We start from the raw sequence: 26248 nt of genomic DNA on the forward strand, positions 1-26248 counted from the left end.
GCTCAATGTCAGCCTCTGGTCGGACCAAGGCGCACGGCCAACCCTAACCCAGGCGGAGACGCACGGACTGGCCGAGGTCAAAAGCCCCGACACTAGGTCCTGACACGCCACCCGGGCCCCGGCGCGCCAACGCGACTCGCCCGCCACTGACAGTGCCGCTACCAGATCGTGACGCGCTTGTCGGGGGCAAGCCAGAGGGCATCCGCTTCGGAAACGTCGAACGCCGCGTAGAACGCTGGAATGTTGCTGACGATCTGGTTGCAGCGAAACTCGTTCGGCGAGTGCGGGTCGATGGCCAGCAAGCGGATGGCCTCAGCGTCGCGCAGCTTCATTTGCCAGGCCTGGGCCCACGAGAGGAAGAACCGTTCGGCACCGGTGAAGCCGTCGATAACCGGGCTTTCCTGGCCGTCGAGCGAGAGCAGGTAGGCCTTCCAAGCGATGGAGAGCCCGCCGAGGTCGCCGATGTTCTCGCCGATTGTGAGCGCGCCGTTCACTGTGTTGCCCGGGATAGCCAGCGGTTCGAGGCCCTCGAATTGTGCGATGAGCGCCGTCGTGCGCAGCTCGAATGCGGCTTTGTCGTCGGCGGTCCACCAGTCGGTGAGCCGGCCGTCGCCGTCGTACTTGGAGCCCTGGTCGTCGAAGCCGTGGCCAATCTCGTGGCCGATGACCGCGCCGATCGCGCCGTAGTTGGCGGCCGGGTCGCGCGCGTCGTCGAAGAACGGATACTGCAAAATTGCCGCCGGAAAAACAATCTCGTTGAATCCGGGATTGTAGTAGGCGTTGATGGTCTGCGGGGTCATGAACCATTCGTCGCGGTCGAGCGGCTTGCCGATTTTGCCGAGCTCGCGCTGAAACTCGAACTCTCCGGCGGCTTTGACATTGCTGATCAGGTCGTCGGCGTTGATCTCAAGGCTTGAATAGTCGCGCCACTTCACCGGATAGCCGATCTTCGGCGTGAATTTGCTGAGCTTCTCGAGGGCTCGTGTGCGTGTCTCTTCGGTCATCCATTCGAGAGTGCTGATGCTGTTTTCGTAGGCCTGCACAAGATTGGCCACGAGCACGTCCATGCTGGCCTTGGCGCTTGGCTTGAAGTGGCGCTCCACGTAGATGCGGCCGACAGCCTCGCCGAGTGCGCCCTCCACGAGTGAGACGCCACGCTTCCAACGATCTCGCAACTGCGGGGTGCCGCTCAAGGTGCGACCATAAAAGTCGAAGTTCGCCTCGACAAATTCGCCGGACAAATACGCAGCACTCGAGCGGATGACCTGCCACCGCAGCCAGTCCTGCCATGATTCCAGGCGGTCGTCGGTGAGGGTGGCGGCGAGTCCGGCGATGTAGCTGGGCTCGCGCACGACGACCTCCTCGAGGGCGCCGGCCGGGGCGTCGAGGCCCGCAAGCCACAGGTCGACATCGACGCCGGCGGCTAGCGCGGAGACCTGGCCCCAGGTGCGCAGGTTGTAAGTCTTCTCACTGTCGCGAGTAGCGACCTTGTCCCAGTGGTGCGAGGCGAGTTCGGTCTCGAGGTCGAAAACACGCGCTGCGCGGGGGGCGGCGTCGGTGAAACCGGCGAGGGTGAGCATTCGCTCGAGAAATTCTTGGTACTTGGTGCGAATGTCTGCGAACTTTTCTTCACGGTAATAGGACTCGTCTGGCAAGCCGATGCCGCCCTGCGCGATGAAGACGAGGTAGCGTTCTGGGTTGCCTGGGTCGTTGTCGACGTAAAGGTGGAAGGCTCCGGCAACTCCGCCACGTTCAAGGCGGCCGAGAGTCGCGAGCAGTTCGGAGATGGTGGTGATCGCGTCGACCGCTGCAAGGTCTTCTTGCAATGGTGCCGCACCGAGCGCTTCGATGCGTTCCTCGTCGAGATAGCTCGTGTAGAGGTCGCCGAACTTGCGCTCGAGGCTGCCAGCCGGCGCAGTCTGCGCCTCGACGATGATCTCGCGCACGGCCTTCTCAGCGTCTTCGGCGAGCATCATGAAGGAGCCCCAACGGGCCTTGTCGGCGGGAATCTCGCTGCGCGCGATCCACTGGCCATTCACGTGCCGAAAGAGGTCGTCTTGCGGGCGCACCTCCGGGTCGAGTTCGCTTGTGTTGATTCCGGATGCAGTCGCCAGCTCAGTCATGGGTTCAGCTTATCTGGGGCCGGTGGCTGGGAGCCGTGCAGGCGTGCCGCGGGCGCGGCCACGCCGCGTACTCATGTTCCGGGGTATACATGCCGCCGACACGATCGGTCTGCCACTAGCTTTCGGCATCATCGCAGTCGTTTACACGCCCATCACCCTGAGCCCGCTTACGGGCGGTTCCTGGAGACGGATGGAGCGACGGCCCCGTGCGACAGCCGCGATCGACGAGTCGGACACCCGTTGAACGACCCCAATGATCGCGGCAGGCGTCTTTCAACCTATGTGTTCCCACACGTAGGTTTCGAGCCACCACAAACACGAATCGAAATGCGAGACGCGTTGAGACTGGATGCGGGATCGCTCGGCGCTGCCCGATCCGGTTGCCCTGCGGAAGGATTGTGCAGACCCACGGACAGTCACCGACGCCTGCGATAAATCACCGGACGAACCTGAGTTGGGTCTCAGAATTTCTCAGGTCGGAGTACTTCAATATCACTTACGAACAGGATCATGGCGTAGTCGTCGTAGTAATGCTCTTGAAAATAGGCGGTGATATTCACAGCTGTCGCTGTGTCGCACACCACCTCGATGCGGATGTTCCCATTCGCTTCCCAGCCTGCGTTGCGAGTACCACGGCTCCCCTTGCCGCGAGCGTCAGTGATGGTATACCCGTGGGCGTGAAGCCGATCGATATCCCGAACGAGAGTGCTCTCGAGAGCGGCTTCGGTGATGACGGTCAACAGCTTGCGTGTATGGCGGTGCATTGGGTTCAACCTTTCGCGAACGTGTGAGCCCACACGGCGAGTGCGTGGTAGAGCGGAATTCCGATCATGACGTTGAACGGGAATGTTATCCCGAGTGCACCGGCCAGGGACAGGGTGGGGTTGGCCTCGGGTACAGAGGTGCGCATGGCTGCCGGTACCGCAATGTAGGACGCACTAGCCGCCAGAGTCGCCAGAATGGTCGTTCCTCCGATGGAGAGGCCCAAAGACCACCCCAGCCACGTTCCCACCAACGCCGAAAAAAGCGGCATTGCGATTGCAAAGACCACCAGAAATGGGCCGTGTCGGCGCAGGCTTCCCATTTGTGTCGCCGTAATCAAGCCCATCTCCAGCAGAAAGAGAGCGAGAATTCCCTTGAAGAGATCCACGAACAGCGGTTCGATGGACGACAACCCGTCCGGGCCAGCTACCCAGCCGATGAACAGTCCGCCCAAGAGTAGCACGATGCCCTTTCCCAGAAACACTTCATGGGCGATCGATTTCCACGCCGTCTCGCGCGAGATGCCTCGCGCGAGAACAATTCCTACGAGGATAGCTGGCACTTCCAGCAGCACCAGAAGCAGCGGCATGTGTTCTTCGAACGAGATCTGCTGGCTGCCGAGGTAGGCGACGGCCACGGCGTAGGTGCCCACGCTCACGGAACCGTAATGGGCCGCGATAGATGCCGCATCCGCTCGCTTAAAACGGCCCAGATAACGCAGTACGGGGAATGCGAACAGGGTGAGGCCAAAGCCCATGACCACCACCGTGAGCATCTGTGGCAGCAGACTGGCGAAGGGCTGCCTGGCGAGTTCCACGCCGCCCTTGAGGCCAATGGCCAGCAACAGCACGATACTGACGAACTCGTAAATCGCCGCCGGAAGACGCAACTCTGAACGCAGGAGGCCGGCCACGGCTCCGAGCAGAAAGAAAAGAATGATGGGATCGATCACATTGTGGCTCTCTGATTTACTCTGCTCGAAGTTCGAAGAAGCGGCGCGACTCCATGGTGACCAACCCCGTCAATGCACGCTGACCAATACGTGCTAACACTAGCGCGTATTGTGGAGCGTGTATCGTCTATGCTGAGACGATGGCCGACTGGACCTTTCTTACTAATCACGCACACGTTCTGCTCTGCGTTTTCCAAGACCCCAGCATGCGATTGCGCGATATCGCAGTCGAAGTGGGCATCACCGAACGCGCCGCCCAGCGCATCATCGCCGAACTTGTCGCAGATGGGTATCTCACACGTCAACGCGACGGACGGCGCAACAGCTATCAGCTCTACCCAGACTTACCTCTTCGGCATCCTCTGGAACGCCACCACCACATTGGTGAGCTTCTCAGAGCGGTTGGATCCATAGACCGTGTCTAGCCGCCGAGGTCGAAACCGCCAGCCTTTACCGTGTGGCACTGTCTTCGAAAAGTCTGTGCCAGCAACTCCTGGTCAGCAGGACCGGTGAGTTGTGGTCTGCAGTGATTCAGGCAATTCTGACTCGATCTCCATCTACTCCGGTAAACGGGTCGCTCTGCTTACCCAGCATGGCAAGGAGCGCGTGGTCGGTCCTGTGTTGGAACGAGAACTTGGTTGCCGGGTCGAACACGTCGTGGGCTACGACACGGATCTACTCGGTACTTTCACCCGCGATATCCCCCGCGCCGGCACACAGCTTGAGGCGGCGCGCAAGAAAGCGCGCATGGGTATGGAAATGTCGACATTACCCCTGGGCCTTGCCAGCGAGGGATCGTTTGGTCAGGATCCGTTCATGGGGATGTTCCCCTGGAACGTTGAAATCCTTATCTGGCTCGACCGTGAGCGCGAGTTGGAGATCGTGGGCGTGGCGCAAGGCAAAGCAAATTTCGCCCACCTGCTGACAGCGGACTGGGGAACGGCCGAAACGTTCGCCCGCAAATCGAAGTTTCCCAAACACCACGTAGTCGTACGCCCGGAAAGTGAACACGACCCCCGCATCCGCAAGGGAATCGCCGCCTGGACGGAACTGGAAATCACCTTTGCGTGGGCGCTGGCGGAATCGAAAAACGGCCACGTTTTTCTCGAGACAGACGTGCGCGCCCATGCCAATCCAACGCGTATGGAAAACATCCGTCTCGCGGCCGAAGACCTCGCACAGAAACTGCGCTCCCTGTGTCCAGCCTGCGGCACCCCAGGTTTCTGGAGCGTAGAACGAGTGGCAGGACTACCTTGCAGCGACTGCTACGCGCCCACGAACGCAACCCGCGCTGAAACTCAGGGATGCCTCATCTGTCCTCATCGCTACACTCGCGAGTTCACCGACCGAAGCTACGCCGACCCGCGTTTTTGCGACACCTGCAACCCGTGATCTCCGGTGAGAACCACGATTCTGGTATCGTCTATTTGATGAATGCACGCTGCGTTCATGCGTCACGGGACGACCTCGGGCGCTGCGGTTTGCAGGGGGACGGCCTCCAATAAAGGCAGGCTCATGTCCACCAAGCACCCCGCGAATTCTCCTACCCCTACCCAGGTCCGCTCGAATGACGGCTGGCGGGTTCTGTTGAGCCGATCAACGACGGTGACCCTCGCGATCGCATGGCTGGTCTCGATCGGTGTGCTGACAGTCGGCCGTGATCTTGTCGCCCACCCGCCGAGTGTGGCAGTCGCGGTGGGCGTGTTTCTGATCGTCCTCGCAGCGATCATGGTCGCCGCGTTCGGAGTTGTCCACCAGGCTGAGGAGCTGGCCCACAAGCTGGGAGAACCATTCGGGACGCTGATTCTGACATTGACCGTCGTCATCATTGAAGTGGTCCTCATTTCCGCCGTCATGCTTGGGCCGTCGGGTTCGACGACGATCGCACGCGACTCGGTATTCGCCGTCATGATGATCATCATCAACGGGGTCATGGGTGTGTCCCTCCTCCTAGGCGGCATGAAGCACGGCCCGCAGCGCTACAACATGGAAGGCGCGTCGGTCTATGTTGCGATGATCGCCGTGTTGTCGCTGTGCACGCTCGTACTGCCAAACTTCACAGTGTCCACCTCCAACGGGAGTCTGGTGCCCGCGCAAGCCATCGCCGTCTCGGTGCTGGCGGCGGCACTCTACGGGTTCTTCATCTACCTGCAGACGGGGAAGAGCCGGGCGTTGTTCAAGCAGCCCAGCCACGCTCAGGCAATCTTTGGAAGCGTCACTACCGCCAATATTCCCGAACCCCGTTCCGACTCTCGTGCGACCGCTGTCGTCGGCGTCGGCGTCGGCAGAGGCGAGCTTGTTCGGCGGACGCTCCTGCTAGTCGGCACTGTCCTGCCGATCGTGCTGCTCTCCCACGACCTTGGGATCCTGGTCGACGCTGGTATCGCGGCCACGGGTGCCCCCGTCGCGTTGGGCGGGGTGATCATCGCGATCATCGTCTTCACACCGGAGGCGATAACCGCAGTTCGGGCGTCGCTGGCCAACGAGGGCCAACGCACCCTCAACCTCGGGCTCGGGGCGTTCGTGTCCACGGTCGGACTCACCATCCCGGCAGTACTGATCATCGGCCTAATGACAGGCCAAGAGGTCATTCTTGGGGAATCAAACGCAAACATGGTGCTCATCGCGGTGACACTGGCAACGAGCATCATCACCTACTTCTCGCCCCGCACCACTGCCCTCCACGGAGCTGTCCACCTAGTGCTGTTCGGCATGTTCACCGTTCTCCTCTTTGCCCCTTAGCTGCACTTTGCTCAAGGGCGAACTAAACATGATGATAATTCCTGATTCGACCGGGTCTTGGTTGATGACGACTACGACCGATTCGTTGACGCGGGGTTTGAGAGCACAACTCGCGAAACCGAAGACGGTCGCAGTGTACTCATGGTCACGCGCGAGTCCGGCAGTCTGAGCGCCGCACTCGTGGGTGTCGTCGAGAACGCCGGTCGGGCCGGGTTTCGCGTCGTCGGCGTGCAGCAAGAAGATGTCGTGTCACTGAAGACCGTTACGCAGCGGGTCGGGCACAGCGATGGAGGGCTGCAGCTGATCGCGCAGGGTCGGCGGGGACCGGGAAACTTTCCGGCACCGCTATCGGGCGATGGCTGGGCGATGTACTCCTTTGCCAGCGCGTGTGAATGATTTCGTCAGAACTATGGCACCGCGCCCGCGGTCAACGATGATGACCTGTTGTTGGCAGCCGCCAACCACCTGTTTCGCGCTCGTGCGCTCGTGGATGCCGCGACCCAGGCTGGACTGGCGATCCTGGCTCGGTAGCGCGTGGTTTTAGCATTGGGCATCCGTTTCATCCTTCTATCTTTGAGCGCGGATGGGCGCCGACATGACAGAGGCGACTGCCTACAGCGCTTTGAGCTCCTCGGTCACCTGGGCGACGGATTTCTTAGCGTCGCCGAAGAGCATCGTGGTGTTGGCGCCGAAGAACAGCGGGTTCTCGATGCCGGCGAAGCCAGAGCTCATTGAGCGCTTGAGCACTATCACCGCGCGAGATTGGTCGACGTTGAGTACGGGCATCCCGAAGATGGGCGAGTTCGGGTCGGTACGTGCGCCTGGGTTGGTGACGTCATTGGCGCCGATGACGATGGTGACGTCGGTGCGGGAGAACTCGTCGTTGATGTCGTCCATTTCGATCATCGCGTCGTACGAGACGTCGGCCTCGGCGAGGAGCACGTTCATGTGCCCCGGCATGCGCCCGGCCACCGGGTGGATCGCATACTTGACCTCGATGCCACGTGCCTCGAGCACCTTGGCCATGTCCTTTACCGCGTGCTGAGCCTGGGCAACGGCGAGTCCGTAGCCTGGCACGACGATGACCTGATTGGCGTAAGCGAGCTTGATGGCGGCATCCGCTGCCGAGGTGGACTTTGCGAGTTGGTCTCCGCTGCTCGTGGCCGCAACGCCCTTGGAACCGCCGCCGAAGCCGCCGGCCACGATAGAGAGAATGGACCGGTTCATTGCCTTCGCCATGAGGTTAGTGAGGATAGTACCCGAGGCCCCGACGAGCATGCCGGCGACGATCATCGCAATGTTGTTCAGCGCGAGCCCGGCCGCCGCCGCGGAGAGACCGGTGAGCGCGTTCAGCAGCGAGATAACGACCGGCATGTCGGCGCCGCCGATCGGGAGCACGGTCATGACCCCGAGGATGCCCGCCAAGATGAGAATTGCGCCGAACCAGACCGGGTCCGCGCCGGTGTTGGCCGAGCCGATACCGACGATGATGGCCGCGACGACGGAGCCCAGGAACAGGATCGCGTTCAGCGGCTGTTGCAGTCGGCCGACCGACAGCGGATGCCCGGGCAGAATCTGCTGCAATTTGAGGAAGGCGACGACGGAACCCCAAAACGATAGTGAACCGATGATGGCCGCGAAGAGGGAGGCGATCACGAGAGGGAGAACCGGTCCGGAGGCAACGCGCAGGCCGGTGAAGCCGTCGCTTTCAATGAACTCACCCCAGGCAATGAGCGCGACGGTTCCACCGCCAACACCGTTGAACAGGGCGACGAGCTGCGGCACCGCCGTCATCTTTACCTTCCGTGCAGGCGGGATACCGACGATCACGCCCACGACGAGAGCTGCGACGATCACCAACCAGCTGCTGGTGTCGCGGATGTGGATCAGGGTCGCGATGAAGGCGACGCCCATGCCAGCCGCAGCGATTTTGTTGCCGCGCACAGCGGACCGGGGCGCGGTCAGCCCGGAGAGCCCAATAATGAACATGGCGACGGCGACGATATAGAGGGCGTAGACGAGGATGTCCATGGTCAATTCTTCCCGTCAGTCGAAGCGACGGAGCGGGTTTTGAACATGGCGAGCATCCGGTCGGTCACGACGAAACCGCCGATGACGTTGACCGTGCCGAACACGATAGCCACGAACGAGATGATCTGCAGCGGGATGCTCGGGTTGTGTGCCGTGCCGAGCACGACCAGGGCGCCGAGCACAACGATGCCGTGAATGGCGTTGGTACCCGACATGAGCGGGGTGTGCAGCGTGTTCGGCACCTTGGAGATGACGGCGAAACCGATGAAGCCCGAGAGCACGAGGATGGCAATGTTCGCCAGGAAACCGGTGTAGTCCATGTCAGATCCTGTTCGAGACTGAGTCACGCGTCACGCAGGACAGCGCTACCACGTCGTCGGAATAGTCGGGGTCGAGTCGGCCGTCCCGCACGAGCAACTCGAGCAGGGCGGTGAGGTTCTTTGAGTAAAGCTCGCTCGCATGCTCGGGCATAGTCGAGGGCAGATTGAGTGGGGACGCAATGGTGACGCCGCCGACGACCACACTCTCGCCGGGAACAGTGAGCTCGCAGTTGCCGCCGGTCTCGCCCGCCATGTCGATGACGACACTGCCCGCCTTCATGCCATACACGGCCGCAGCGGTCACCAGTCGCGGCGCCGGCCGTCCCGGCACGAGAGCGGTCGTTATGACGACGTCGAACGTGGAGATCGCCGTCTCGAGCGCGGCCTGTTGCACGGCACGTTCGTCGTCGGTGAGTTCGCGGGCATAGCCGCCGTCACCGGCCGCGTCGATCCCTACCTCGAGCCACTGGGCGCCCACCGATCGCACCTGATCGGCGACCTCAGGACGCACGTCGTAGCCGGTTGCCCGACCGCCGAGCCGCTTGGCGGTCGCGAGCGCCTGCAGCCCGGCCACGCCGACGCCGAGCACGAGCACACTGGCCGGCTTGACGGTGCCCGCCGCCGTGGTGAGCATCGGGAAGAACCTGGTCGAGAGCGATGCAGCGAGGATGACCGACTTATAGCCGGCAACGTTCGCCTGCGACGACAAGGCGTCCATGACCTGAGCACGCGAGATGCGCGGGATCGCCTCGACCGCATAGCCGACGATGCCAGCGCTCTGCAGGGCAGCGATCTTATTCTCAGCGTTGCGCGGTGCCAGGAACCCGATCAAGGTCGCGCCCGCCCTGAGGCGGGCTATTTCCGAGTCGGTGGGTGGAGCGACTTTGAGCACGATGTCGGCGCGCCAGGCGTCACCGATGGTAGCCCCGGCTGCGACATAGAGGTCGTCACCCATGAGGGCTTCAGCCCCCGCGCCGGATTCGACGACGACGTCGAGCCCCGCGGCGACCAGGGATGCGACAGCGCGCGGCACAAGGGCGACTCGCCGCTCGTCCTCCCCGCTCTCGCGGACGACGCCGATAGTGGGTGTCTCGGGCTGTGGTTGATTAACAGGCACGGTCGAGCCTTTCGAAGCGGATGTCCGCGCGCTCGTCACTGAGGCGGCAAACATCCTTGTGGGATAAACAGGGGCACCGAGGGCCGGAAATGAAGTTCCCGGCTAAGCGCACCCGAAGCGTTCACGGTCGGCAGAAGGTCCTGGGACGAACTTAGCGGGATGGGGCGGGGGATGGGCTCGATTCGGGGGCCTCGCTCATAAAAGAGTCGGAATTCTTAACAATTTCCCCGGCTGCCGGGGCTGACTTGAGGCGTTCTCGCAAATTGAGCAGTCAGTATCCGTTAGGCATTGTTGGCATTGTTGGAAGTGGCCGCGGGTGAGCGCTACGGTAACCGGCGTAGCGCGCACCGGTATTGGGCGCGGCCACACGGAGTTCGGAAGGCCGGCGCGCCCGCCGTAGAGTCGACACATCAACATTTTGCGGGCACAACCCATCGACCGGGACATTCTGCGGCTCGCCGTACCCGCGCTCGGCGCCCTCGTGGCTGAACCGCTGTTTCTGCTGGCCGATTCGGCGATGGTCGGGCACCTCGGCACCACGCCGCTGGCCGGCCTCGGCCTTGCGAGCGCAGTGCTGCAGACCATCATCGGCCTCATGGTTTTTCTGGCCTACAGTACGACCCCGGCCGTGGCCCGCTGGCTCGGCGCCGGCGACACGCGGAGGGCGGTCTCCGTCGGCATTGACGGACTCTGGCTCGCCCTCGGTCTCGGCCTGCTGCTCGCCGCCGGCGGCCTGCTCGCTACCCCGGTACTCGTGGGCGCGTTCGGCGCCGAAACGGCCGTAACAGCGGATGCCGCCAGCTACCTCGGTATCTCGATGTTCGGCCTGCCCGCCATGCTGCTGTTGTTCGCGGCGACCGGACTACTGCGCGGCCTGCAAGACACCCGCACCCCGCTTTACGTGGCCGGGATCGGTTTCGGCGCGAACATCGCACTGAACTACGTGTTCATCTATCTGCTCGGCTGGGGCATCGCCGGGTCGGCCGTAGGTACCGTCGTGGCCCAGTGGGGCATGGTCGCTGTTTACCTTGTCGTGGTCGCCAAATATGCCCGGCGCCACAGCGCCCCGCTCCGCCCACACCGGGCCGGGCTGCTGCTCGGTGCCCGGAGCGGTGGCTGGCTGTTTGTGCGCACGCTGAGCCTGCGCGCGGCCATGCTGCTCGCCGTGTTCGTGGCCGCCCAGCTCGGCTCCCCCGAACTCGCCGCCTTTCAGATCGCAATGACCCTGTTCGGCACCCTCGCCTTCGCCCTCGACGCTCTCGCGATTGCCGCACAGGCCCTCGTCGGTCGCGGGCTCGGAGCCGGAAACGTGGTGCAGGTTCGCGCCGTGCTGCGCCGCTGCCTGGAGTGGGGCGTGCTGGCCGGTCTCGTGCTCGCAGCATTAGTGATCGGCACAAGCGGGGTGCTCGGGCACGCGTTCACCAATGCCGACGCTGTCACCTCGCTGCTGCCGCTGACCCTGATCGTGCTCGGGGCATCCGTTCCCCTCGGGGCGGTCGTGTTCGTGCTCGACGGCGTGCTGATTGGCGCCGGCGACGCCCGCTATCTCGCCCTGACCGGGCTGATCAACCTAGCCGTGTTCGTGCCGCTGGCCGCGGCAGTGCTGGTCTGGGCTCCGGCGGGCTCGGTCGGCCTCGCGCTGCTCATGGCCGCGTTCGCGCTCGGCTACCTCGGTGCCCGCGCCGCGACGCTGTCGCTGCGGGCACGCAGCATGGCCTGGATGGTCATCGGGGCGCGCTGACTACGCGCCGCGAATGCGGGATCGACCGGATGCTCGATGTACCGCGGGCTCTTCGGGTTCATGACCGAGTTGCGGCGACCATAGAAGTATTAGATGACCAAACCGATGATGAGCCAGATGCCGAAGTGCAGCCAGGTCTGCCAGTGCAGCTGCGTGATGAGGAAGACGGAGGACAGCACCCCGAACACGGGCACCCAGGCATCAAAGGCAGCTTGAAGGTGCGAGGAACATCGGGGCGGGTGCGTCGCAACGCAATCACGGCGCCGCAGACCACGACGAAGGCGACGAGAATTCCAATATTGGTGAGGTCGGCAATCAGCCGGCTCGGGAAGACCCGGCCAGCACGGCCGCGGCAAGGCCGGCGATCCAGGTGACGCGGGCGGGAGTTTCCTTTTTGTCGGTTCCGGAGAACTATTTGGGAAGCAGGCCGTCGCGGCTCATCGAGAACCAGGCCCGGCTGACGCCGAGAAGGAACGTCAGCATGACGGTGAGGATCGAGATAGCGGCGAAGGCCGAGAGCACGGTCGCGACGATCGGAAGCCCGACGGACTGGAATGCGACGGCACAGGCGGCGGTCGGGTCGAAGTCCTGCCAATTTTGCATGCCGGTGAGCATGAGAGTGGCGAGCACGTAGAGCACCAGGGCGATGGCGAACGAGAGCAAGATCGCCTTCGGCATGTGCTTCTTGCCATCTTTGGCCTCTTCGGCGGCAGTTCTCATGGCGTCATAGCCGAAGACGGCGAAGAAAACCGTGGCCGCGCCAGTGGAGACCGCGCCGAAACCGTTCGGCAAGAATGGAACGTAATTCTGGGTGTTGATGTAGAAGAACCCCAGCGCGATGATTGCAAGGATCAGTAACACCTTGAGCCCGACGGCGACGATCGCGATGTACTCGAGCAACAGATCTCAGCCGATGAACCAGCCGACGATCTCACCGAGGGCGACATAGCCGCAGGTGTACGCAGAGCCGGCGAGGAATCATTCCGGCGAACTCCGCGTAGCTGAGGGCGGCGGCGGCGCTCGCGAGTCCGGCGATAAGGACCGAGATGAGCATGGCTGGACCCGCGCGTTCGCCGTCCGGACCGCCATTTGCAACGAGTCCAACGAGGGTGGAAATGCCGATTCCAATGATGCCGCCGACGCCGATCGCGGTGAGCTGCCAGAGTCCGAGGCTCTTGAAGAAACCGTTCTTGGCAGCCCCGCTGCCAATATCGGTAATGGGTTTGCGCTCCATGATCGAGTAGGGATTGCGCTCGTTCATCAGGCCTTTATTGGCTTGGCTACAACTACGTTTGGCGCGCTTGCACCTATATTCGGGCGGTCCCCGTGCGCACGACCGAAACTTTAACCATTCCTAAGGGTGGTAGATGCGCGAGCCGGCGCCATGCAACTCGCTGGATGTGGGACCATTCGGGTTTCCCGGTGTAGAGGTCAGCGGATGCGGCGGTGCACCGACTGCGGCGCGAGATAGGCCTTCAGACCCTCCGGCCCGAACTCGGCACCGAGGCCAGAATCGTGCCGACCGGCGAATGGCGCAGCGTGATTGGAGGCAAAGAAGCCGAGGCCGACCGAGCCGGTGTCGAACCGACCGGCGAGCGCGAAGGCCAGATCTGGATCCTCGGAGAAGATCGTGCCACCCAGCCCGAACGAGGTGTTGTTGGCCAGCGCAACGCCCTCGTCGAGCGAGGAGTAGCGCAGGATCGTCAGCACCGGACCGAAGATCTCTTCTCTGGCGATGCGCATGCCCGGCGTCACGTCGGCGAAGACCGTGGGCTTCACGAAGAAGCCTTGATCAAAGCCGGATGCCACGTCGCCACCGGTCGTGGCGCGAGCGCCCTCGGCTAGGCCGCTGCGAATATACGCGCGCACGGTCTGCTCCTGCGCGCGCGTAGCTGACGGTCCGAACACGGTGTCCGGCTGCATCGGATCGCCCTGTTTGGCAGTCGCGATGGTGGCGGTGACCATGTCGACGAGTTCATCGTAGCGCTCAGCCGGGGCGAGAATGCGGGTCGAGATATAGCAGGTCTGGCCGGTGTTGCGCATGCAGCTGCGAATCAGAACGCGCGATAGAGCGTCGAGGTCGACGTCGGGCAGCACGAGCGCCGACGACTTGCCGCCGAGTTCGAGCGTGACCGGTCGAAGCAGCTGCCCGCAGGCGCCGGCGATCGTTCGGCCGACCGGGGTCGACCCGGTGAAGGCCACCTTGTCGATGCCGGGGTGCCTGACCAGCGCGTCGCCGAACGAACCCGGTCCGGTGACGAGGTTGACCACCCCGGCGGGGATGCCGGCGGCGCGGGCAGCATCGATGATGAGCCGGACCGAGAGCGGCGTCGGCGAGGCCGGCTTGATCACGACGGTGCAGCCGGCCATCAGGGCTGGCGCGAGCTTGGCGACGACCAGGTTGATCGGAAAGTTCCACGGCGCGATCAGCGCGCAGACCCCGATCGGGTCCTGGCGCACCACGGTTTCGCCCGACCCGTCAGGAAACGGCCGAACGTCCGGCGTTTCGAGCAGGCCGGCGAGCGAGGCGAAGTAGCGAAAGATCGAGGCGGCGTTGCCGGCGGCCCGGCTGGATTCCGCGACCGGCGACCCGTTCTCCCAGGTGTTGGTGTGCGAGATGGCCTCGGCCCGCTTCTCCACCTCGTCGGCCAACCGCAACAGAAAGCCGGCACGCACCGTGGGAGTCAGGTCCCGCCATCCACTGAATGCACGGCGGGCAGCACCGACGGCCCGGTCCAGGTCGGCGGCGGATGCCTGCGGCACCGACCCCCAGACCTCCTCCGTTGCCGGGTTGGTCACCGAGGTGCGGCCGGTTCCCGTCGCGGCCTGCCACTGCCCGTCGATGAACACATCGTTGGTTTGGCGGTAAGGCAGGTTCGCGGTCACGGGAATCGGCAGCAGGCTGGTCACGCGCCGCTGCCATCAAGCGCGGGCGCGTCGATGCCGGTGGTTAGGACATCCGATTGCAGCAGGGCCTCGGCACGTTCGAGTTCGGCGAGCGCCATCTCGTGGGCTGCCGCGGTGATGAGCTCGGGAACGATGTCGGTGCGCAGACGCCGACAGTAGGCCGAGGGCTCCTGGCCGAACCAGCCGGAGGCGAGCGCGATGCCGGTGGTGGTGAAGCGCCACAGTCGATCGGCGTCGCGCACAAGGGAATCCTCGATCGAGTAGCTCTCGGGGCGGGTGTCGTGCCCGTCGATGATGTCGGTGACGCTGGTGACGAATTCGGGGGTGTAGCCGAGGGCTGGCAGCACCTCACGGGCGATCTCGCAACCCCTCACCTCGTGTTCGTAGCGGATATCGGCCTGGCGCCAGTTGGCGCCGAAACCCTCGGAGATGATCTTGGTCTCGTCGACCCTGGCCCAGCCGGTGTCGTGCAGCAGAATGGCCACTCGTACCACGAGTGCGTCGGCTTCTGGGTAGGCCTGGCAGAGCCGCTCGGCGAAGGCGAACGAGATGGGGATGTGGATGTCGTTGGAGCGCGAGCGCATCTCGAGGCGCACAGCTCGCCAGAGCGGGTTGAGGTCGAACGAGACGACGCCGGCCGCGATCGGTGAGGTGTCGACGAGTTCTTCGGTCTGCAGTGTCATGGGGTTACTTTCCGATCAGGACGGGCACGGCAGGGGCAGTTTCGACAGCGGATGCGGCGAGTTTCTTCAGTGGCAGCGACAGGTCGGCCGCGCGGTCGGCGGGCAGCTGCTGCCCGGAGTGCAGCATGGCGCGCACGGCGATGAAGTCGAGCGGGCGGTTCACACAGTCGGCGGCGATGAGCTGCCCAGCGCGGTAGTAGAGCACCGAGAACTTCTCGGTCTCGGGGTCGCCGCGCAGCACGATCTGGTCGTGTCCGCCGCTGAGGCCGGCGATCTGCAGTTTGAGGTCGGCCTGGTCGCTCCAGAACCATGGAACCGTGGAGTATTCAGCGGGCAGGCCGAGCAGCGTCGCGGCGGCGACCTTGGCCTGTTCGACCGCGTTCTGCACGCTTTCCAGTCGGAGTCGTTCGATGCCACCGGGCGTCGCCGAAGATTTCGGCGTGGGGTTGGGCAGGTTGGTGCAGTCCCCTGCGGCGACGGTGAGCCCGTCGGAGCAAAGGGCGCTCGCGTCGACGACGACGCCGTTGTCGACGGCGAGGCCGAGCTGATCGGCCAGTTCGGTGCGGGCGATCACGCCGACGCCGATCAGAACGACGTCGGCCGGGATCACATCGCCGCTGGCCAATTCAACCCCGGTGACCCGGTCGTGCTGCCCGAGAAAACGGCTGACCTGGGCGTTCAACACCACCCGGGTGCCTCGGCGCCGGTGCGCGGCCAGGTAGAACGCGCTCGTTGCCTCGGAGACCGCCCGCCCGACCAGTCGGGGCGCGGCCTCCAATACGGTCACGGTCTTGCCGACGACGCAGGTTCCGGCGGCCACTTCGAGTCCGATGAACCCACCGCCAACGACGACCACGTTTTGAGCCGTGTGCACTCTCCGTTCGAACAGGGCGGCATCCGTTATGCTGCGCAGGTAGCTGACTCCCTCTAGTTCGCTGCCCTCGAACGGGATCTGGCGCGGAACGGCACCGGTGGTGAGGGCGAGCCGGGCGAATTCGAACCGTCGGCCGGATTCGGCCGTCGCTTCCCCGCCGTCGGCATCGCGTTGTATCGAAACGATGCGCTCCCTGGTGACGAGTTCGATGTTGTGCTCGGTATAGAACTCGTGGGTGCGAAAGGTGAGCGAGTCGGCCGTGGCCTCGCCCTTGAGAAACGCCTTTGACAGCGGCGGCCGTTGGTACGGGGCGTGCGGCTCTTCGCCGACGAGCACGATCGGATCGGTGTCGCCGAGTTCACGCAGGCTGCAGGCGAGCTGTACGCCGGCCTGGCAGGCGCCAATGATGAGAGTCCCGGTTCGCATGGTCTACACCTGTGTTTCGGGAGTAGTGACGCGAATATCGGTGTCGCGCAGCTTGAGCTGGCAGGACAGCCGGGAGTTGGACTCGCGGTCGACGGCGGTGCCATCGAGCATGTCGTCCTCAAGGTCTTCCATGGGCGGAAAGACGCTGTCGGCGCAGACGAAGACGTGGCACGTGGCGCAGGAGAGGCTGCCGCCGCACTCGGCGACGATGCCGGGAACGCCGTTGCGCACGGCGGTCTCCATCACGGAATCGCCGGCGAATCCCGCGACGGCCGTTTCACTGCCGGCGGCAGAAATATAGGTTACAGAAGGCATTCAGATCTCCTTACAAAAACTGTCGACCACCGTCGACCACGAGGGTCTGACCGGTGATGTAGCGCGAGCCGGGGCCAGCCAGAAACAGGGCCGCCCCGACGATGTCGTCGGGCTCGCTGGCCCGTTTGATCGAGCCGCGGTCGACGCCGTAATCGGCGGCGCCCTCGATGAGGCCGTAGCTGGCCTCGGTGAGGGTGAAGCCGGGGGCGATCGCGTTCACGGTGACGTTGCGCTCCCCGAGTTCCTTGGCGAGCACCCGGGTGAGCGCGATCACGCCACCTTTCGAGGCCACGTAGTGCGCCCATTGGGCGGATCCGCTAAGCACGGTCGCACTCGACAGATTGATCACCGCGGCTCCGTCGGAGAGGTAGGAGGAACACGCGCGGGTGACCAGCCAGGGTCCCTTGAGATTGACGGCCATCACGCGGTCCCACTCGTCGACGTCGATCTCTTCGAACGGCGACCGGGTGACGGTGGCGTAGATCGCCGCGTTGTTGATGATGACGTCGATCTTGCCGTCGCTCGCGAAGGCTGAGGCATCCGCTGCGAGCTGGGTGACGGAGTCGAGCTGCGTCACGTTGGCCTGCAGGGCGAGGGCGGTGCCGCCGGCCGCCTCGAGGAGCGCCACGGTCTGCTGGGCGCCCTCCACGTTGGTGTCGGCGACAACCACCCGGTCACCCTGGGCCGCGAAGCTCACGGCAAAGGCACGGCCCAGCCCGCCGGCGGCGCCGGTGATCAGCACCGTTCGAACAGGTCTAAGAGCGGGCTGGTCCGTGCACTCATCAGGCATGGCTGCCTTCGAGAACGGGGCCGTCAAGCGCCTGCTCCAATTGAATGACAGCTTCGTGGGCCAGGCTGAGGTCGTGTGCGTGATCCGCGTCCGCATGATCAAGCACGATGGTGACCGTGCCGTTGTTGCCGTCGACGCGCAGCCACTGGCCGGTCACGATCTGCGACGATGCGGTGCCGGTTCCGGTGACGGCCGGCATGCCGTATTCCCGGCAGACGATGGCTGCGTGGCTCATCATGCCGCCGATGTCGGTGACCGTGGCGCGAATCTTGCCGAAGATCGGTCCCCACGACGGTGCCGTCACGGGGGCGACGAGAATGTCGCCCTCCTGCACCTCGGAGAGCTGGTCGGAGCTGCTGATCACGCGGGCCGGGCCTTCGGCCACGCCGCTCGAGGCCGCCATGCCACGGAATTCTCCTTCGGGGGCGTCGGAGTCGCCGAGCCAGTTCTTGATCTGGTCGCTCGTGATGCCCCAGAGCATGAGGGTGAACGGTTCGGTGATGACGGCCGGCGGGGTGTTGAGAGCCGGCTGCGGGCGTTGCTTCTGCAGCGCGTCGACGATGACGCGGCGACGCTCGACCTCCTCGGGCCAGTACGACGGGCCGATCGCCGGGGCGCCAACGGCCCAGCCGGTGACGTAGTCGAACAGGGCCTCGCGCACCTCGTCGCGGCGCAGAAAGAACATGCCGTCGGCATCGGGCCAGAAGCCCTGCTCCTGCAGCATCGCCGAGAGCTGGCGAGCCTTGCGCCAGAAGACGCCCATGGTCCAGTGCTCGATGTAGAAGTTGTGGTTCTCGACGTAGGGGTAGACCTGACGGGCCAGGCCGAGCTTGCCTTCGAAGGCGGCGAGCTGCTCGGGGCTGAGCAGCTCCGAGTATTCCTCGGTGATGCGGTCGCGTTCGGCGACGAGTTCGGCGACCGGGCGGTCGATGGTCTGGCCGGCCTGCAAGCGCCCGATGTAGTCGCTGATGTAACCTAGCGGCAGTTCGAGGTGGTCGAGCCAGTACTTGTCGTGGGCGTAGAAGCCGTTGCCGACGGTGAAGTTGAACCACGGGTCCTTGGCGTCGTTGAAGGCGGCGATCCACTCGGGGCCACCGGTGACGGCCGTGATGCCGGCCAGCGTCTGTTCCGGGTTGGCGGTGTTGCCGAACAGGCCGGTCAGGCCCAGTTCAATGGCGAGCTTGGCGAGCTTCTTGAGTTCGTCATCGGGTCGGAACAGCTCCATGTCGACGCCCTGCACCATCTTGGCGACGGCCTGGTCGGGGATACCGGGAAAGACCTCCTTGCAGAAGCTGAAGAAGTCAAGATAGGCGACGTAGCCGAGGTTGAGAAACTCGAAGTGGTACTGCCAGGCGCGGTAGGTCAGTGCGATCAACGCGTCGTACTGGGCCAGCAGGTCGTTGTTCGGGCCGGTACCCTTGCCGCTCGTGACATCGTTGATGTTGACCTTGTCGGGCAGCGCGTCGAAATTCAGGGCGCCGAGCTCGTCGATCGTGCCGCGGATCTTGCCCTGCCACTGTTCGAGCAGCCCGTCCCAGTTCTGAAAATAGTGGCCGGCCCGCGCCATGAACTCTGGCACACGGGCGGCGATCTCCGACTCCGGTACGCCCACCGGTGACATGAAGACGTAGCCGTTGTGAATGCGAAATTCGATGCCGTTGGCCGGCGGAATGAGCAGGTGGCGGGTGTTGTACTGGCCGAGGCACGACACGGCGAATTCGAAACCGATCGTCTCGAACGGCTTGGTCACTGTGGGCCAGTGCTGGCTGTCGCAGAACCAGAACTTGGCCTCTTCGACCTCGCGGCGGTTCTGTTGAAATACCAGGTTGTAGGCGTACAGCTCTTTCCACCCCTCGGCGCCGTCGGCGGGAGCCTGGTCATAGGGGCTGGGAAATGACTTCTCTGTCATAAGAAAACCGTTCTCGAAGGTGGTGCGCGGGTGAGTGGTTGTTTTTCAAACGGATGTTGCGGGTCGGGTTTAATCCGTGGCTTTGCCGGCCTGAACCAGGAGTGATCGGGTGATGCTCTCGATTCCGTAGCCGGTGGTGCGGGCGGGGCCGGCAGCATCCGTTTTCGTGCGCGAAGAATGCACGGTCTCGGGGCGGGACTGCAGGAGCAGCAGGTTCTGCCCGTTGGGCAGGTCACGGTCAAGGGCCCACTCGATGTCCTGCGGGCAGGTGAAATGCTTCTCGGCCTTCTTGGCGATGGTCGCGATGGCAGTGATCTCGGTCTCGCTGATCGAGAGCACGGCGCGGCGCGCGGCCGAAACCTCCAGTTCGACCAAGCCGGTGTTGGCCGGGTCTGGCACGAGTTCGGCGTGCTTGTCGCCGATTACGCGTTTGACGACCATGAGCATGATCTTGTCGACGGTGACGTTGTCGGGGGTGACCAGGCCGGAGACAACGAGTTCGCCGAGGCCGTAGGAGGCCTCCATGACGATTTTGGAGCGGTCGCCGGTGGTGGGATCCATGGTGATGGCCACACCGGCGGCGCGGGCATTGACCATCTTCTGTACGGCAACGGCCATGGAGAGTCCCTCGTTGGGAATGTTGTTCTTGAGCCGGTAGGTGATCGCGCGGGAGGTGAACAAGGAGGCCCAGCAGCGACGGATGTGCTCGGTAACGTCGTCGATACCGTTCAGCCATAGATAGGTGTCTTGCTGGCCGGCAAAGCTCGCGTCTGGCAGGTCCTCGGCAGTCGCGGAGGAGCGCACGGCCACCGGAACCGGTTCGCTGAACCGCGCCTGAAGGGCGTGGTAGGCGGCAACGAAGTCGGCGCGCACGGCAGCGGGCACCGGGCGGCTCTCGATCTCGTAGCGCAGCTGGGCCGAGACCCGGTCGACCTCGGCCACGTCGTCGGCGTCGAGGTGGGCCAGCATCGAGTGGATGTCCTGTTCGATCCCGGCGGCCGCGATGAACGCGTCGTAGGAGGCGGTGGTGATGGCGAATCCGGGGGGCACCGGCATGCCGGCCTGGGTGAGGGCGACGAGCGAGGCACACTTGCCGCCGAGCAGGTCGTGGCGGGGCGCATCCGCTCCGTCAAAGAACTGAATGTACGGTGCGGTAGTCATTTCGTTTCTCCCCAGGTAACGGGCACCGCGGTGGGCGCCCTGAACGACAGGTTGTCTCCGAACGCGATCTTTTCGGCGTCGATCAGGCGCAGCGTCGGTGCCGCCTTGAGGGTCTCTTCGACGACGATCTTGTCTTGCATCTTGGCGAGCATATTGCCGAGGCAGTAGTGAATGCCGAAGCCGAATGACAGGTGGTTGCGGGCGTTGACCCGGTTGATGTCGAAGGTTTCAGGCTGTTCAAAGGTGCCAGGGTCGCGGTTGGCCGACCCCATCAGCAAGAGGATGTTCGCCCCGGCCGGAATCTGCACTCCGCCGATCTCGGTGTCGACCAGGGCCTTGCGCCGCCACCCGACGATGCTCGGCGAGAAACGAAGGGTCTCGTCGATCGCGGCCGGGATGCGGCTCGGGTCATCCAGCAGCTTCTGCCACTCTGTCGGATGCGCGAGGAGCTCGCGAATGGTATTGGAGATGAGCGTCGTGGTGGTCTCGTGGCCGGCAAAGAGCAAGCTATAATAGACCGAGGCGATCTCGTGGTCCGAGATGTCCGAACCAGTGGACTGCGCCTGCACGAGGTCGAAGACGAGGTTGTCGCCATTCAGGTCAGCGGTGAGCTGCTCGTGGGCGTTCGAGACCAGGCGCAGGCACTCGGTCCAGTAGTCGACGAGGTTGTGCGCGTGCGGAATCTGCTCGTCGTCGCTCAGGTCGCCCCAGGTCATCGCCGCGCGGGAATCGGACCACTTCTTGTAGGTCGAGACCATCTCCGGCCCCACTCCGAGCAGGCCGAGGATGGTGATCGTGGGGATATCTACCGCAACGTCCTGCAGAAAGTCGCCCCGTCCAGTAAGGTGGGCCAGCATTTGCTGCAACAGGCGCGCGGTGTTCTCGCGAATGGTCGGTTCGAGGGCCTTGTAGCGGCGGGGCGTGAATTCCTTCTGCACGATGGCGCGCATGCGGGTGTGCTCAGGGGGGATGCGGGCGCTGAGGCCGGAGTAGGCGGTGAAGCCGCCGTCGTTCATGATCTTCGTGGCAGCCGCGCCGCGGGCTCGCACCGGGGCCTGGGCGTTCTCGCTGCTGAAGAACTTCCAGTTGTCGAAGATGGCCTTCACGTCGTCGTAGCGGGAGACGACGAAATAGCCGATCTCTTCGTCAAACATGACCGGTTCGTTCTCGCGCAGGGCGGTATAAGAGGGGAACGGGTCGGTCATCGCGAAGGGGGCGAAGCCGTGAGCGTTGGCATCTGAAGTGCCGTGGGTAACGGGGCATTGGCCTGCTCGGGCGGAAGCCGCCGGGTGGGCGAGTGCGGGCTGAGCGGTCACGATTGCTCCTTGGTTTGCTTTTCTCAACTTTGAGGTCGACGAGATCTATCTAAGGCACGACGGCAGCTTCAAACGCCGCAGTGTCCCACTGGGTGGAAGTGGCTTCACGGATGCGTGAGTTGCGTCACGCTGGCCGACGGGCGCAGGGTGGCGGTTGGCAGGTGCGCAATTCCGGCCTCAATTCGCTGCGCAGTGCCCTGCAGCACCGGGAGGTAGCGCCCTAGCTGGTGGGCGCGCGAGGTCGGCAGCACGATTCCGAGTGCACCGAAAATCTGACCGGGCGGCTGAAATACCGGCACAGCCAGCGAACACGATCCCTGCCGCACCTCTTCGGAGGCGAGAGCGAAGCCGAGCTCGTGAATCTTGGCCAGCTCCCGGCACAGCTCGGCCGGATCGGTCTTCGTCAGCGGAGTGCGGCGCACGAGTTCGCCATCGAGTACCGCGTTTTGCACCCATTCCTCCTCGAAGGCGAGAATGGCGCGACCAACGGCGGTAGCGTGCAGCGGAAGGCGACCGCCGACCCGACTGGCCTGCGGCACACGCCGACTGCCATAAACGCGGTCGATATAGAGCACCTCGGCGCCATCACGAATGGCGAGGTGTACGGTCTCCTGGGTGAGTCCGAACAGGTCTTGCAGGTAGGGCCGGGCCACATCGCGCAGCTTGCGACCGGCGTGCTGGCCGAGTTCCCACAGGCGCAATCCTATTTGGTAGCGGCCCTGGGCGTCCCGCTGCACGGCGCCCCAAGTCTCGAGTTCGCCGAGCAGCCGGTGCGCGGTGCTCTGCGGCAGCCCGCTTTCGCGACTGATTTCCGACAGCGAACGAGCGGATGCGCTGTGTTCGAATGCCGCCAGGAGGCTCAGCACACGGCTGGTCACCGACTGCCCGGGAGCTGATGTATGACCGGCCACGGGCGCCTCGTTTCACTGTTGTACTCGCCCTCAAACGGCTAGCAAGCTCACTCTAGTCAGCTGCGGTGCACGGGCGCGAGGACCGAGGGTCCCCGCCCGCACCTGTTTCCTGCCCGCGCCTCTGGTGCTGACGCGACAGAAAACTGCTCCCGCCAAAGGCGGGCCGCGAGCGTCAGCAACAATCTGCAGCGCGAAGCGCGGCGCGCGGGCCGGAACCGCCAGTCGCGTCTACCCCTGCGGGTAGGCGAGGGCGTTCTGGCGCACCCCGAGCTTCACCCGCGCGCCGCGCTGCGGCAGGTCGGGTGCGGCGACGCGAGCGCGCACCTCAGTCTTCGCTGCGTCGGCGAGGGCGAAGGTGACCAGGGCGTCGTGGCCGGCGTAGGCGATGGCCGTGGCGACGGCATCCGTTCCGTGCTCGGTGGTTGGCTCCGCGAGGGTCAGCCATTCCGGACGAAGCAGCACGAGCACCGGCGTTCCGTCAACGGGAGCGGATGCCCTCCCCGCAGACAGCGCACCCGTCCAGTCCGCCGGGAGTGAGCCTAGGGCACACTCGACGCGGCCACCGCGCCAGACCCCGTCGAGCTCGACGGTGTCGCCGACGAAGCCGGCGACCCACGAGTTGACCGGGCGTTCGTAGACATCCGCTGGCGTGCCGAATTGCAAAATCTCACCGCAGCGCATCACGGCGACGAAGTCGGCGAGGGAGAGAGCTTCTTCCTGGTCGTGGGTCACGAGCAAGCTCGTGTTGTGCTGGTCGCGCAGCAGCGCAGCTACGTCGGTGCGCAGGGCCGAACGCAGCAGGGGGTCGAGGGCGGCGAACGGTTCATCGAGCAACATGAGGTCGGGCCGCGGAGCGAGTGCGCGGGCCAGCGAGACCCGTTGAGCCTGGCCGCCGGAGAGTTGCGACGGGGCGCGATCGACGAGTTCGGACAGGCCGACCAGGGTGGCGAGCTCCGCTATGCGGCTCGCGCGGCTGTTTTGGTTACTCCGGTCGGGGCTGATCGGCGCGGGCGCCAACGGGCTCGCATGCGCACTCACCCGCACGGGGGTGCGTCGTGCTGCTCGCCCACTTCGGGTGAGGCCGGACAGCAGGCCCGCAACTCCCCCAGAAGCCTCGCCGGGCTCGCAGTACAGATCGTCGCTCTGCTTCGTGCGCGGCAGGCCGAAGCCGATGTTCTCTCCGACAGTGAGGTGCGGAAACAGCGAGGCATCTTGCGGAACCCAGCCCATTCCGCGTTTCTCCGGCGCCCGCTGCACACCGGGGCCGGTGACGAGGCGTCCACCAACCGTGATGGTGCCGGAGGTGACCGGCAACAAACCCGCGACGGCGCGCAGAAGCGTGGTCTTGCCGCATCCGCTTGGGCCGAGAACCGCCACCAGCGAGCCGCGCGGAATGCGCAAGCTGATGTCGTCGAGGACCCGCGTTTCACCGTACGCGACTCGAAGCGCCTCGATTGCTACCCAGCCCACTAGTTCTCCCTTGCTGTGCCGCGTATGCCGGAGAGCAGCACCGCGGGCACCATCGCCACGAGCACGAGCGCCGCAGCGTACGGCGCCGCTGCGCCGAACTCGAACAGGGCCGTACGACTCCACAACTCGGTCGCGAGCGTGGACACGCCCGTCGGCCGCAGCAGCAGCGTCGCTGGTAATTCTTTCATGGCCGAGATGGCCACGAGCAGTGCACCGATCGCGATGCCGGGCAGGGCGAGACGCGCGGTGACCCGCCACCAGGCCTGAAGCGGCGACAAACCGAGCATGCGGGAGACGTCGCCGAGGCTCGTCGGTACCGCAGCGATGCCGCTGCGCACGCTGCCGATCGCCCGCGGCATGAACAGAACGACGTAGGCAAAGACCAGCACGACGGATGTTTGGTAGAACATCGGCACCGCGGCGAGCGCGAAGAATACGAGCGCGAGGCCCACGACGATGCCGGGCAGGGCGTGGCCGAGAAACCCGACGGCCTCGATCACGGCGACTAAGCGACCAGAGTAGCGGGCAGCGAGGGCGGCGATCGGCAGCGCCACGAGCACGGCAACCACGGCGGCGGCGAGGGCGAGTCCGAGGGTCGCGCCGATCGCTTCGAACAGCCGAGGCACGTCGATGGCGCGCAGGGTTTCGGCCTCGAGCAGGCGGCTGAGTAGTCCGACTACCGGAACCACGACCCCGGCGACCGGCGCCGCGAGCAGCACTGCGATATAGACGGGCCAGGTACGGCCGGGCGCGCGGGCCGGCATGGTGCTGCGACCGGGAACGCTGGGGACCTGACGGCGACTGCGGCGTTCGCCGGCAACGACCACGAGCGCGAGCACGACGAGCACGAGGGCGAGCAGGGCAGCCTGGTTGCGGTCGAAGCTCGCACCGTAGGCGGCGTTGATTCCCCAGGTGAGCGTCTGAAAACGCAGCATCGAGACCAGCCCGAAATCGCTCAGCGAGTAGAGGCAGACCAGCAGCGCGCCGGCGATCGCGGCCGGGCGAATCTGCGGCCAGGTGGCAGCTGCAAAGGCACGCAGCGGGCCGCGACCGAGGGTGCGGGCCACTGATTCCAGATCAGCGGATGCCCCGCGCAGCGCCGCCGCAACCGGCAGCGTCACATAGGGAGTGCAGACCATGGTCATGACGAACCAACTGGCCCAGAATCCGTTAATGTTCGGAAACCAGACCAGCCAACCGTAGGCGGCCAGGTAGCTCGGAACCGCGAGCGGCAGCGCCGAGACCAGCAGCAACGTGCGCTGAAACGGCAGGCGGATGCGGGTGAGAATCCAGGCGCAGATCGTGCCGAGCACGAGACAAGTCAGGGTAACGGCGGCGGCGAGCAGCACCGTGTTGACCGTGAGTTGCAGCACCCGGGGGCGCACCAGGGTCGCGAGCAGTTCGGCCAGGCCCGCCTCGGTCGTGCGCACGACGAGGTAGACCAGGGGAATGGCGGCGGTTGCGGCGCAGAGCGCGGCTATCAGCACGAGCCAGGGCGGGGCGCCGAAGCGGTAACGGGCTGGCGCGCGAGGTGCGGCCGTTTCCGGCGGCGGGATCAGTAGTTCGGTCACGCGCGCGACCCGGGCGATCGGGCGGCTCGCGGAGCGACCAACGGATTGGTCGGGCGCAGCTCTCCGCAGCGGGTAGCGCTCCGAGACCGAACGGGCGCCGGGGCATCCGCTTCGGTAAAGGGTATGG

General features: G+C 64.7%; 22 protein-coding genes and 1 pseudogene. 5 read left to right on the top strand and 18 right to left on the bottom strand.

The annotated features are described in order from the left end of the window. Positions 1-158 precede the first annotated feature (158 nt). From CXY73_RS13425 to CXY73_RS13435, 3 genes are all read right to left on the bottom strand, one after another. Entirely contained in the window at positions 159-2123 is a 1965-nt protein-coding gene (locus tag CXY73_RS13425; RefSeq protein ID WP_104135189.1) for a M13 family metallopeptidase, read from the bottom strand. A 461-nt stretch (positions 2124-2584) separates the two neighbouring features. Further along, positions 2585-2887 (bottom strand): transcriptional regulator, encoded by a 303-nt coding sequence (locus CXY73_RS13430; protein ID WP_104135190.1) that lies wholly within the window; start codon positions 2885-2887, stop codon positions 2585-2587. A 5-nt stretch (positions 2888-2892) separates the two neighbouring features. Next, a complete protein-coding gene (locus tag CXY73_RS13435; protein ID WP_104135191.1) occupies positions 2893-3837 on the bottom strand; it encodes a sodium-dependent bicarbonate transport family permease in 945 nt (314 codons plus the stop codon). 140 nt (positions 3838-3977) lie between these two features. On the opposite strand from CXY73_RS13435, the gene CXY73_RS13440 reads away from it, so the two are divergent. From CXY73_RS13440 to CXY73_RS13455, 4 genes are all read left to right on the top strand, one after another. After that, positions 3978-4262 carry a MarR family transcriptional regulator gene (locus tag CXY73_RS13440; protein ID WP_104177996.1) on the top strand — a complete coding sequence of 95 codons (285 nt, stop codon included), beginning with the start codon at positions 3978-3980 and terminating at the stop codon, positions 4260-4262. Between the two features lie 181 nt (positions 4263-4443). Further along, a complete protein-coding gene (locus CXY73_RS13445) occupies positions 4444-5229 on the top strand; it encodes a DUF6671 family protein (protein ID WP_233198336.1) in 786 nt (261 codons plus the stop codon). Positions 5230-5352: 123 nt separating this feature from the next. Further along, positions 5353-6579 (top strand): calcium:proton antiporter, encoded by a 1227-nt coding sequence (locus tag CXY73_RS13450; protein WP_104135193.1) that lies wholly within the window; start codon positions 5353-5355, stop codon positions 6577-6579. Between the two features lie 57 nt (positions 6580-6636). After that, the gene (locus CXY73_RS13455) at positions 6637-6975 is read left to right on the top strand and encodes a hypothetical protein (RefSeq protein ID WP_104135194.1); all 339 of its coding nucleotides are present in this window, start codon (positions 6637-6639) and stop codon (positions 6973-6975) included. 216 nt (positions 6976-7191) lie between these two features. On the opposite strand, the gene CXY73_RS13460 is transcribed toward CXY73_RS13455, so the two are convergent. Genes CXY73_RS13460 through CXY73_RS13470 form a run of 3 tightly spaced genes read right to left on the bottom strand, consistent with a single transcriptional unit; the run spans position 7192 to position 10047 of the window. Then, positions 7192-8610 carry an NAD(P)(+) transhydrogenase (Re/Si-specific) subunit beta gene (locus CXY73_RS13460; protein ID WP_104135195.1) on the bottom strand — a complete coding sequence of 473 codons (1419 nt, stop codon included), beginning with the start codon at positions 8608-8610 and terminating at the stop codon, positions 7192-7194. Between the two features lie 2 nt (positions 8611-8612). After that, positions 8613-8930, bottom strand: coding sequence for an NAD(P) transhydrogenase subunit alpha (locus tag CXY73_RS13465; RefSeq protein ID WP_104135196.1), 318 nt, complete (start codon positions 8928-8930; stop codon positions 8613-8615). Position 8931: 1 nt separating this feature from the next. After that, on the bottom strand, positions 8932-10047 hold the full coding sequence (locus CXY73_RS13470; RefSeq protein WP_199185375.1) for an NAD(P) transhydrogenase subunit alpha: 1116 nt from the start codon (positions 10045-10047) through the stop codon (positions 8932-8934). Positions 10048-10465: 418 nt separating this feature from the next. Here CXY73_RS13470 and CXY73_RS13475 point away from each other — a divergent pair, with 418 nt between their 5' ends. Then, a complete protein-coding gene (locus tag CXY73_RS13475; RefSeq protein ID WP_104177998.1) occupies positions 10466-11788 on the top strand; it encodes an MATE family efflux transporter in 1323 nt (440 codons plus the stop codon). Positions 11789-11877: 89 nt separating this feature from the next. On the opposite strand, the pseudogene CXY73_RS13480 reads toward CXY73_RS13475, so the two are convergent. The 12 genes and pseudogenes from CXY73_RS13480 to CXY73_RS22870 form a co-directional block, all read right to left on the bottom strand. Beyond that, positions 11878-13049 (bottom strand): annotated as a pseudogene (locus CXY73_RS13480) (APC family permease). Between the two features lie 170 nt (positions 13050-13219). Continuing rightward, on the bottom strand, positions 13220-14698 hold the full coding sequence (locus tag CXY73_RS13485; RefSeq protein ID WP_104177999.1) for an aldehyde dehydrogenase family protein: 1479 nt from the start codon (positions 14696-14698) through the stop codon (positions 13220-13222). Further along, positions 14695-15378, bottom strand: a complete 684-nt coding sequence (locus tag CXY73_RS13490) for an HD domain-containing protein (protein WP_104178000.1) — start codon at positions 15376-15378, stop codon at positions 14695-14697. Before CXY73_RS13490 ends, CXY73_RS13485 begins: the two co-directional genes overlap by 4 nt. A 4-nt stretch (positions 15379-15382) precedes the next feature. Next, positions 15383-16678, bottom strand: a complete 1296-nt coding sequence (locus CXY73_RS13495; protein ID WP_104178001.1) for an NAD(P)/FAD-dependent oxidoreductase — start codon at positions 16676-16678, stop codon at positions 15383-15385. A gap of 3 nt (positions 16679-16681) precedes the next feature. After that, positions 16682-16993 (bottom strand): 2Fe-2S iron-sulfur cluster-binding protein, encoded by a 312-nt coding sequence (locus CXY73_RS13500; protein WP_104135201.1) that lies wholly within the window; start codon positions 16991-16993, stop codon positions 16682-16684. Positions 16994-17003: 10 nt separating this feature from the next. Beyond that, positions 17004-17735 carry an SDR family NAD(P)-dependent oxidoreductase gene (locus CXY73_RS13505; RefSeq protein WP_233198337.1) on the bottom strand — a complete coding sequence of 244 codons (732 nt, stop codon included), beginning with the start codon at positions 17733-17735 and terminating at the stop codon, positions 17004-17006. 40 nt (positions 17736-17775) lie between these two features. Further along, the gene (locus CXY73_RS13510) at positions 17776-19692 is read right to left on the bottom strand and encodes a PEP-utilizing enzyme (RefSeq protein WP_104178003.1); all 1917 of its coding nucleotides are present in this window, start codon (positions 19690-19692) and stop codon (positions 17776-17778) included. A gap of 69 nt (positions 19693-19761) precedes the next feature. Further along, on the bottom strand, positions 19762-20853 hold the full coding sequence (locus CXY73_RS13515; protein WP_104178004.1) for a PEP/pyruvate-binding domain-containing protein: 1092 nt from the start codon (positions 20851-20853) through the stop codon (positions 19762-19764). Continuing rightward, positions 20850-22169, bottom strand: a complete 1320-nt coding sequence (locus CXY73_RS13520; protein ID WP_233198338.1) for a cytochrome P450 — start codon at positions 22167-22169, stop codon at positions 20850-20852. The genes CXY73_RS13515 and CXY73_RS13520 overlap by 4 nt, the downstream gene beginning before the upstream one ends. A gap of 104 nt (positions 22170-22273) precedes the next feature. Continuing rightward, on the bottom strand, positions 22274-23080 hold the full coding sequence (locus CXY73_RS13525; RefSeq protein ID WP_104178005.1) for an IclR family transcriptional regulator: 807 nt from the start codon (positions 23078-23080) through the stop codon (positions 22274-22276). Positions 23081-23308: 228 nt separating this feature from the next. Next, a complete protein-coding gene (locus CXY73_RS13530; RefSeq protein ID WP_104178006.1) occupies positions 23309-24550 on the bottom strand; it encodes an ABC transporter ATP-binding protein in 1242 nt (413 codons plus the stop codon). Then, the gene (locus CXY73_RS22870; protein WP_233198339.1) at positions 24550-26121 is read right to left on the bottom strand and encodes an iron ABC transporter permease; all 1572 of its coding nucleotides are present in this window, start codon (positions 26119-26121) and stop codon (positions 24550-24552) included. Before CXY73_RS22870 ends, CXY73_RS13530 begins: the two co-directional genes overlap by 1 nt. Between the last annotated feature and the right edge of the window lie 127 nt (positions 26122-26248).

This window comes from Cryobacterium sp. Y50 (assembly GCF_002929805.1).
In the GTDB taxonomy this organism is placed as follows: domain Bacteria; phylum Actinomycetota; class Actinomycetes; order Actinomycetales; family Microbacteriaceae; genus Cryobacterium.

What these genes read in the sequence shown, in the direction of transcription:
- CXY73_RS13425 (WP_104135189.1), bottom strand. Translation starts at nt 2,123, where the DNA reads ATGACTGAGCTGGCGACTGCATCCGGAATCAACACAAGCGAACTCGAC.
- CXY73_RS13430 (WP_104135190.1), bottom strand. Translation starts at nt 2,887, where the DNA reads ATGCACCGCCATACACGCAAGCTGTTGACCGTCATCACCGAAGCCGCT.
- CXY73_RS13440 (WP_104177996.1), top strand. Translation starts at nt 3,978, where the DNA reads ATGGCCGACTGGACCTTTCTTACTAATCACGCACACGTTCTGCTCTGC.
- CXY73_RS13450 (WP_104135193.1), top strand. Translation starts at nt 5,353, where the DNA reads ATGTCCACCAAGCACCCCGCGAATTCTCCTACCCCTACCCAGGTCCGC.
- CXY73_RS13460 (WP_104135195.1), bottom strand. Translation starts at nt 8,610, where the DNA reads ATGGACATCCTCGTCTACGCCCTCTATATCGTCGCCGTCGCCATGTTC.
- CXY73_RS13465 (WP_104135196.1), bottom strand. Translation starts at nt 8,930, where the DNA reads ATGGACTACACCGGTTTCCTGGCGAACATTGCCATCCTCGTGCTCTCG.
- CXY73_RS13490 (WP_104178000.1), bottom strand. Translation starts at nt 15,378, where the DNA reads ATGACACTGCAGACCGAAGAACTCGTCGACACCTCACCGATCGCGGCC.
- CXY73_RS13495 (WP_104178001.1), bottom strand. Translation starts at nt 16,678, where the DNA reads ATGCGAACCGGGACTCTCATCATTGGCGCCTGCCAGGCCGGCGTACAG.
- CXY73_RS13500 (WP_104135201.1), bottom strand. Translation starts at nt 16,993, where the DNA reads ATGCCTTCTGTAACCTATATTTCTGCCGCCGGCAGTGAAACGGCCGTC.
- CXY73_RS13510 (WP_104178003.1), bottom strand. Translation starts at nt 19,692, where the DNA reads ATGACAGAGAAGTCATTTCCCAGCCCCTATGACCAGGCTCCCGCCGAC.
- CXY73_RS13515 (WP_104178004.1), bottom strand. Translation starts at nt 20,853, where the DNA reads ATGACTACCGCACCGTACATTCAGTTCTTTGACGGAGCGGATGCGCCC.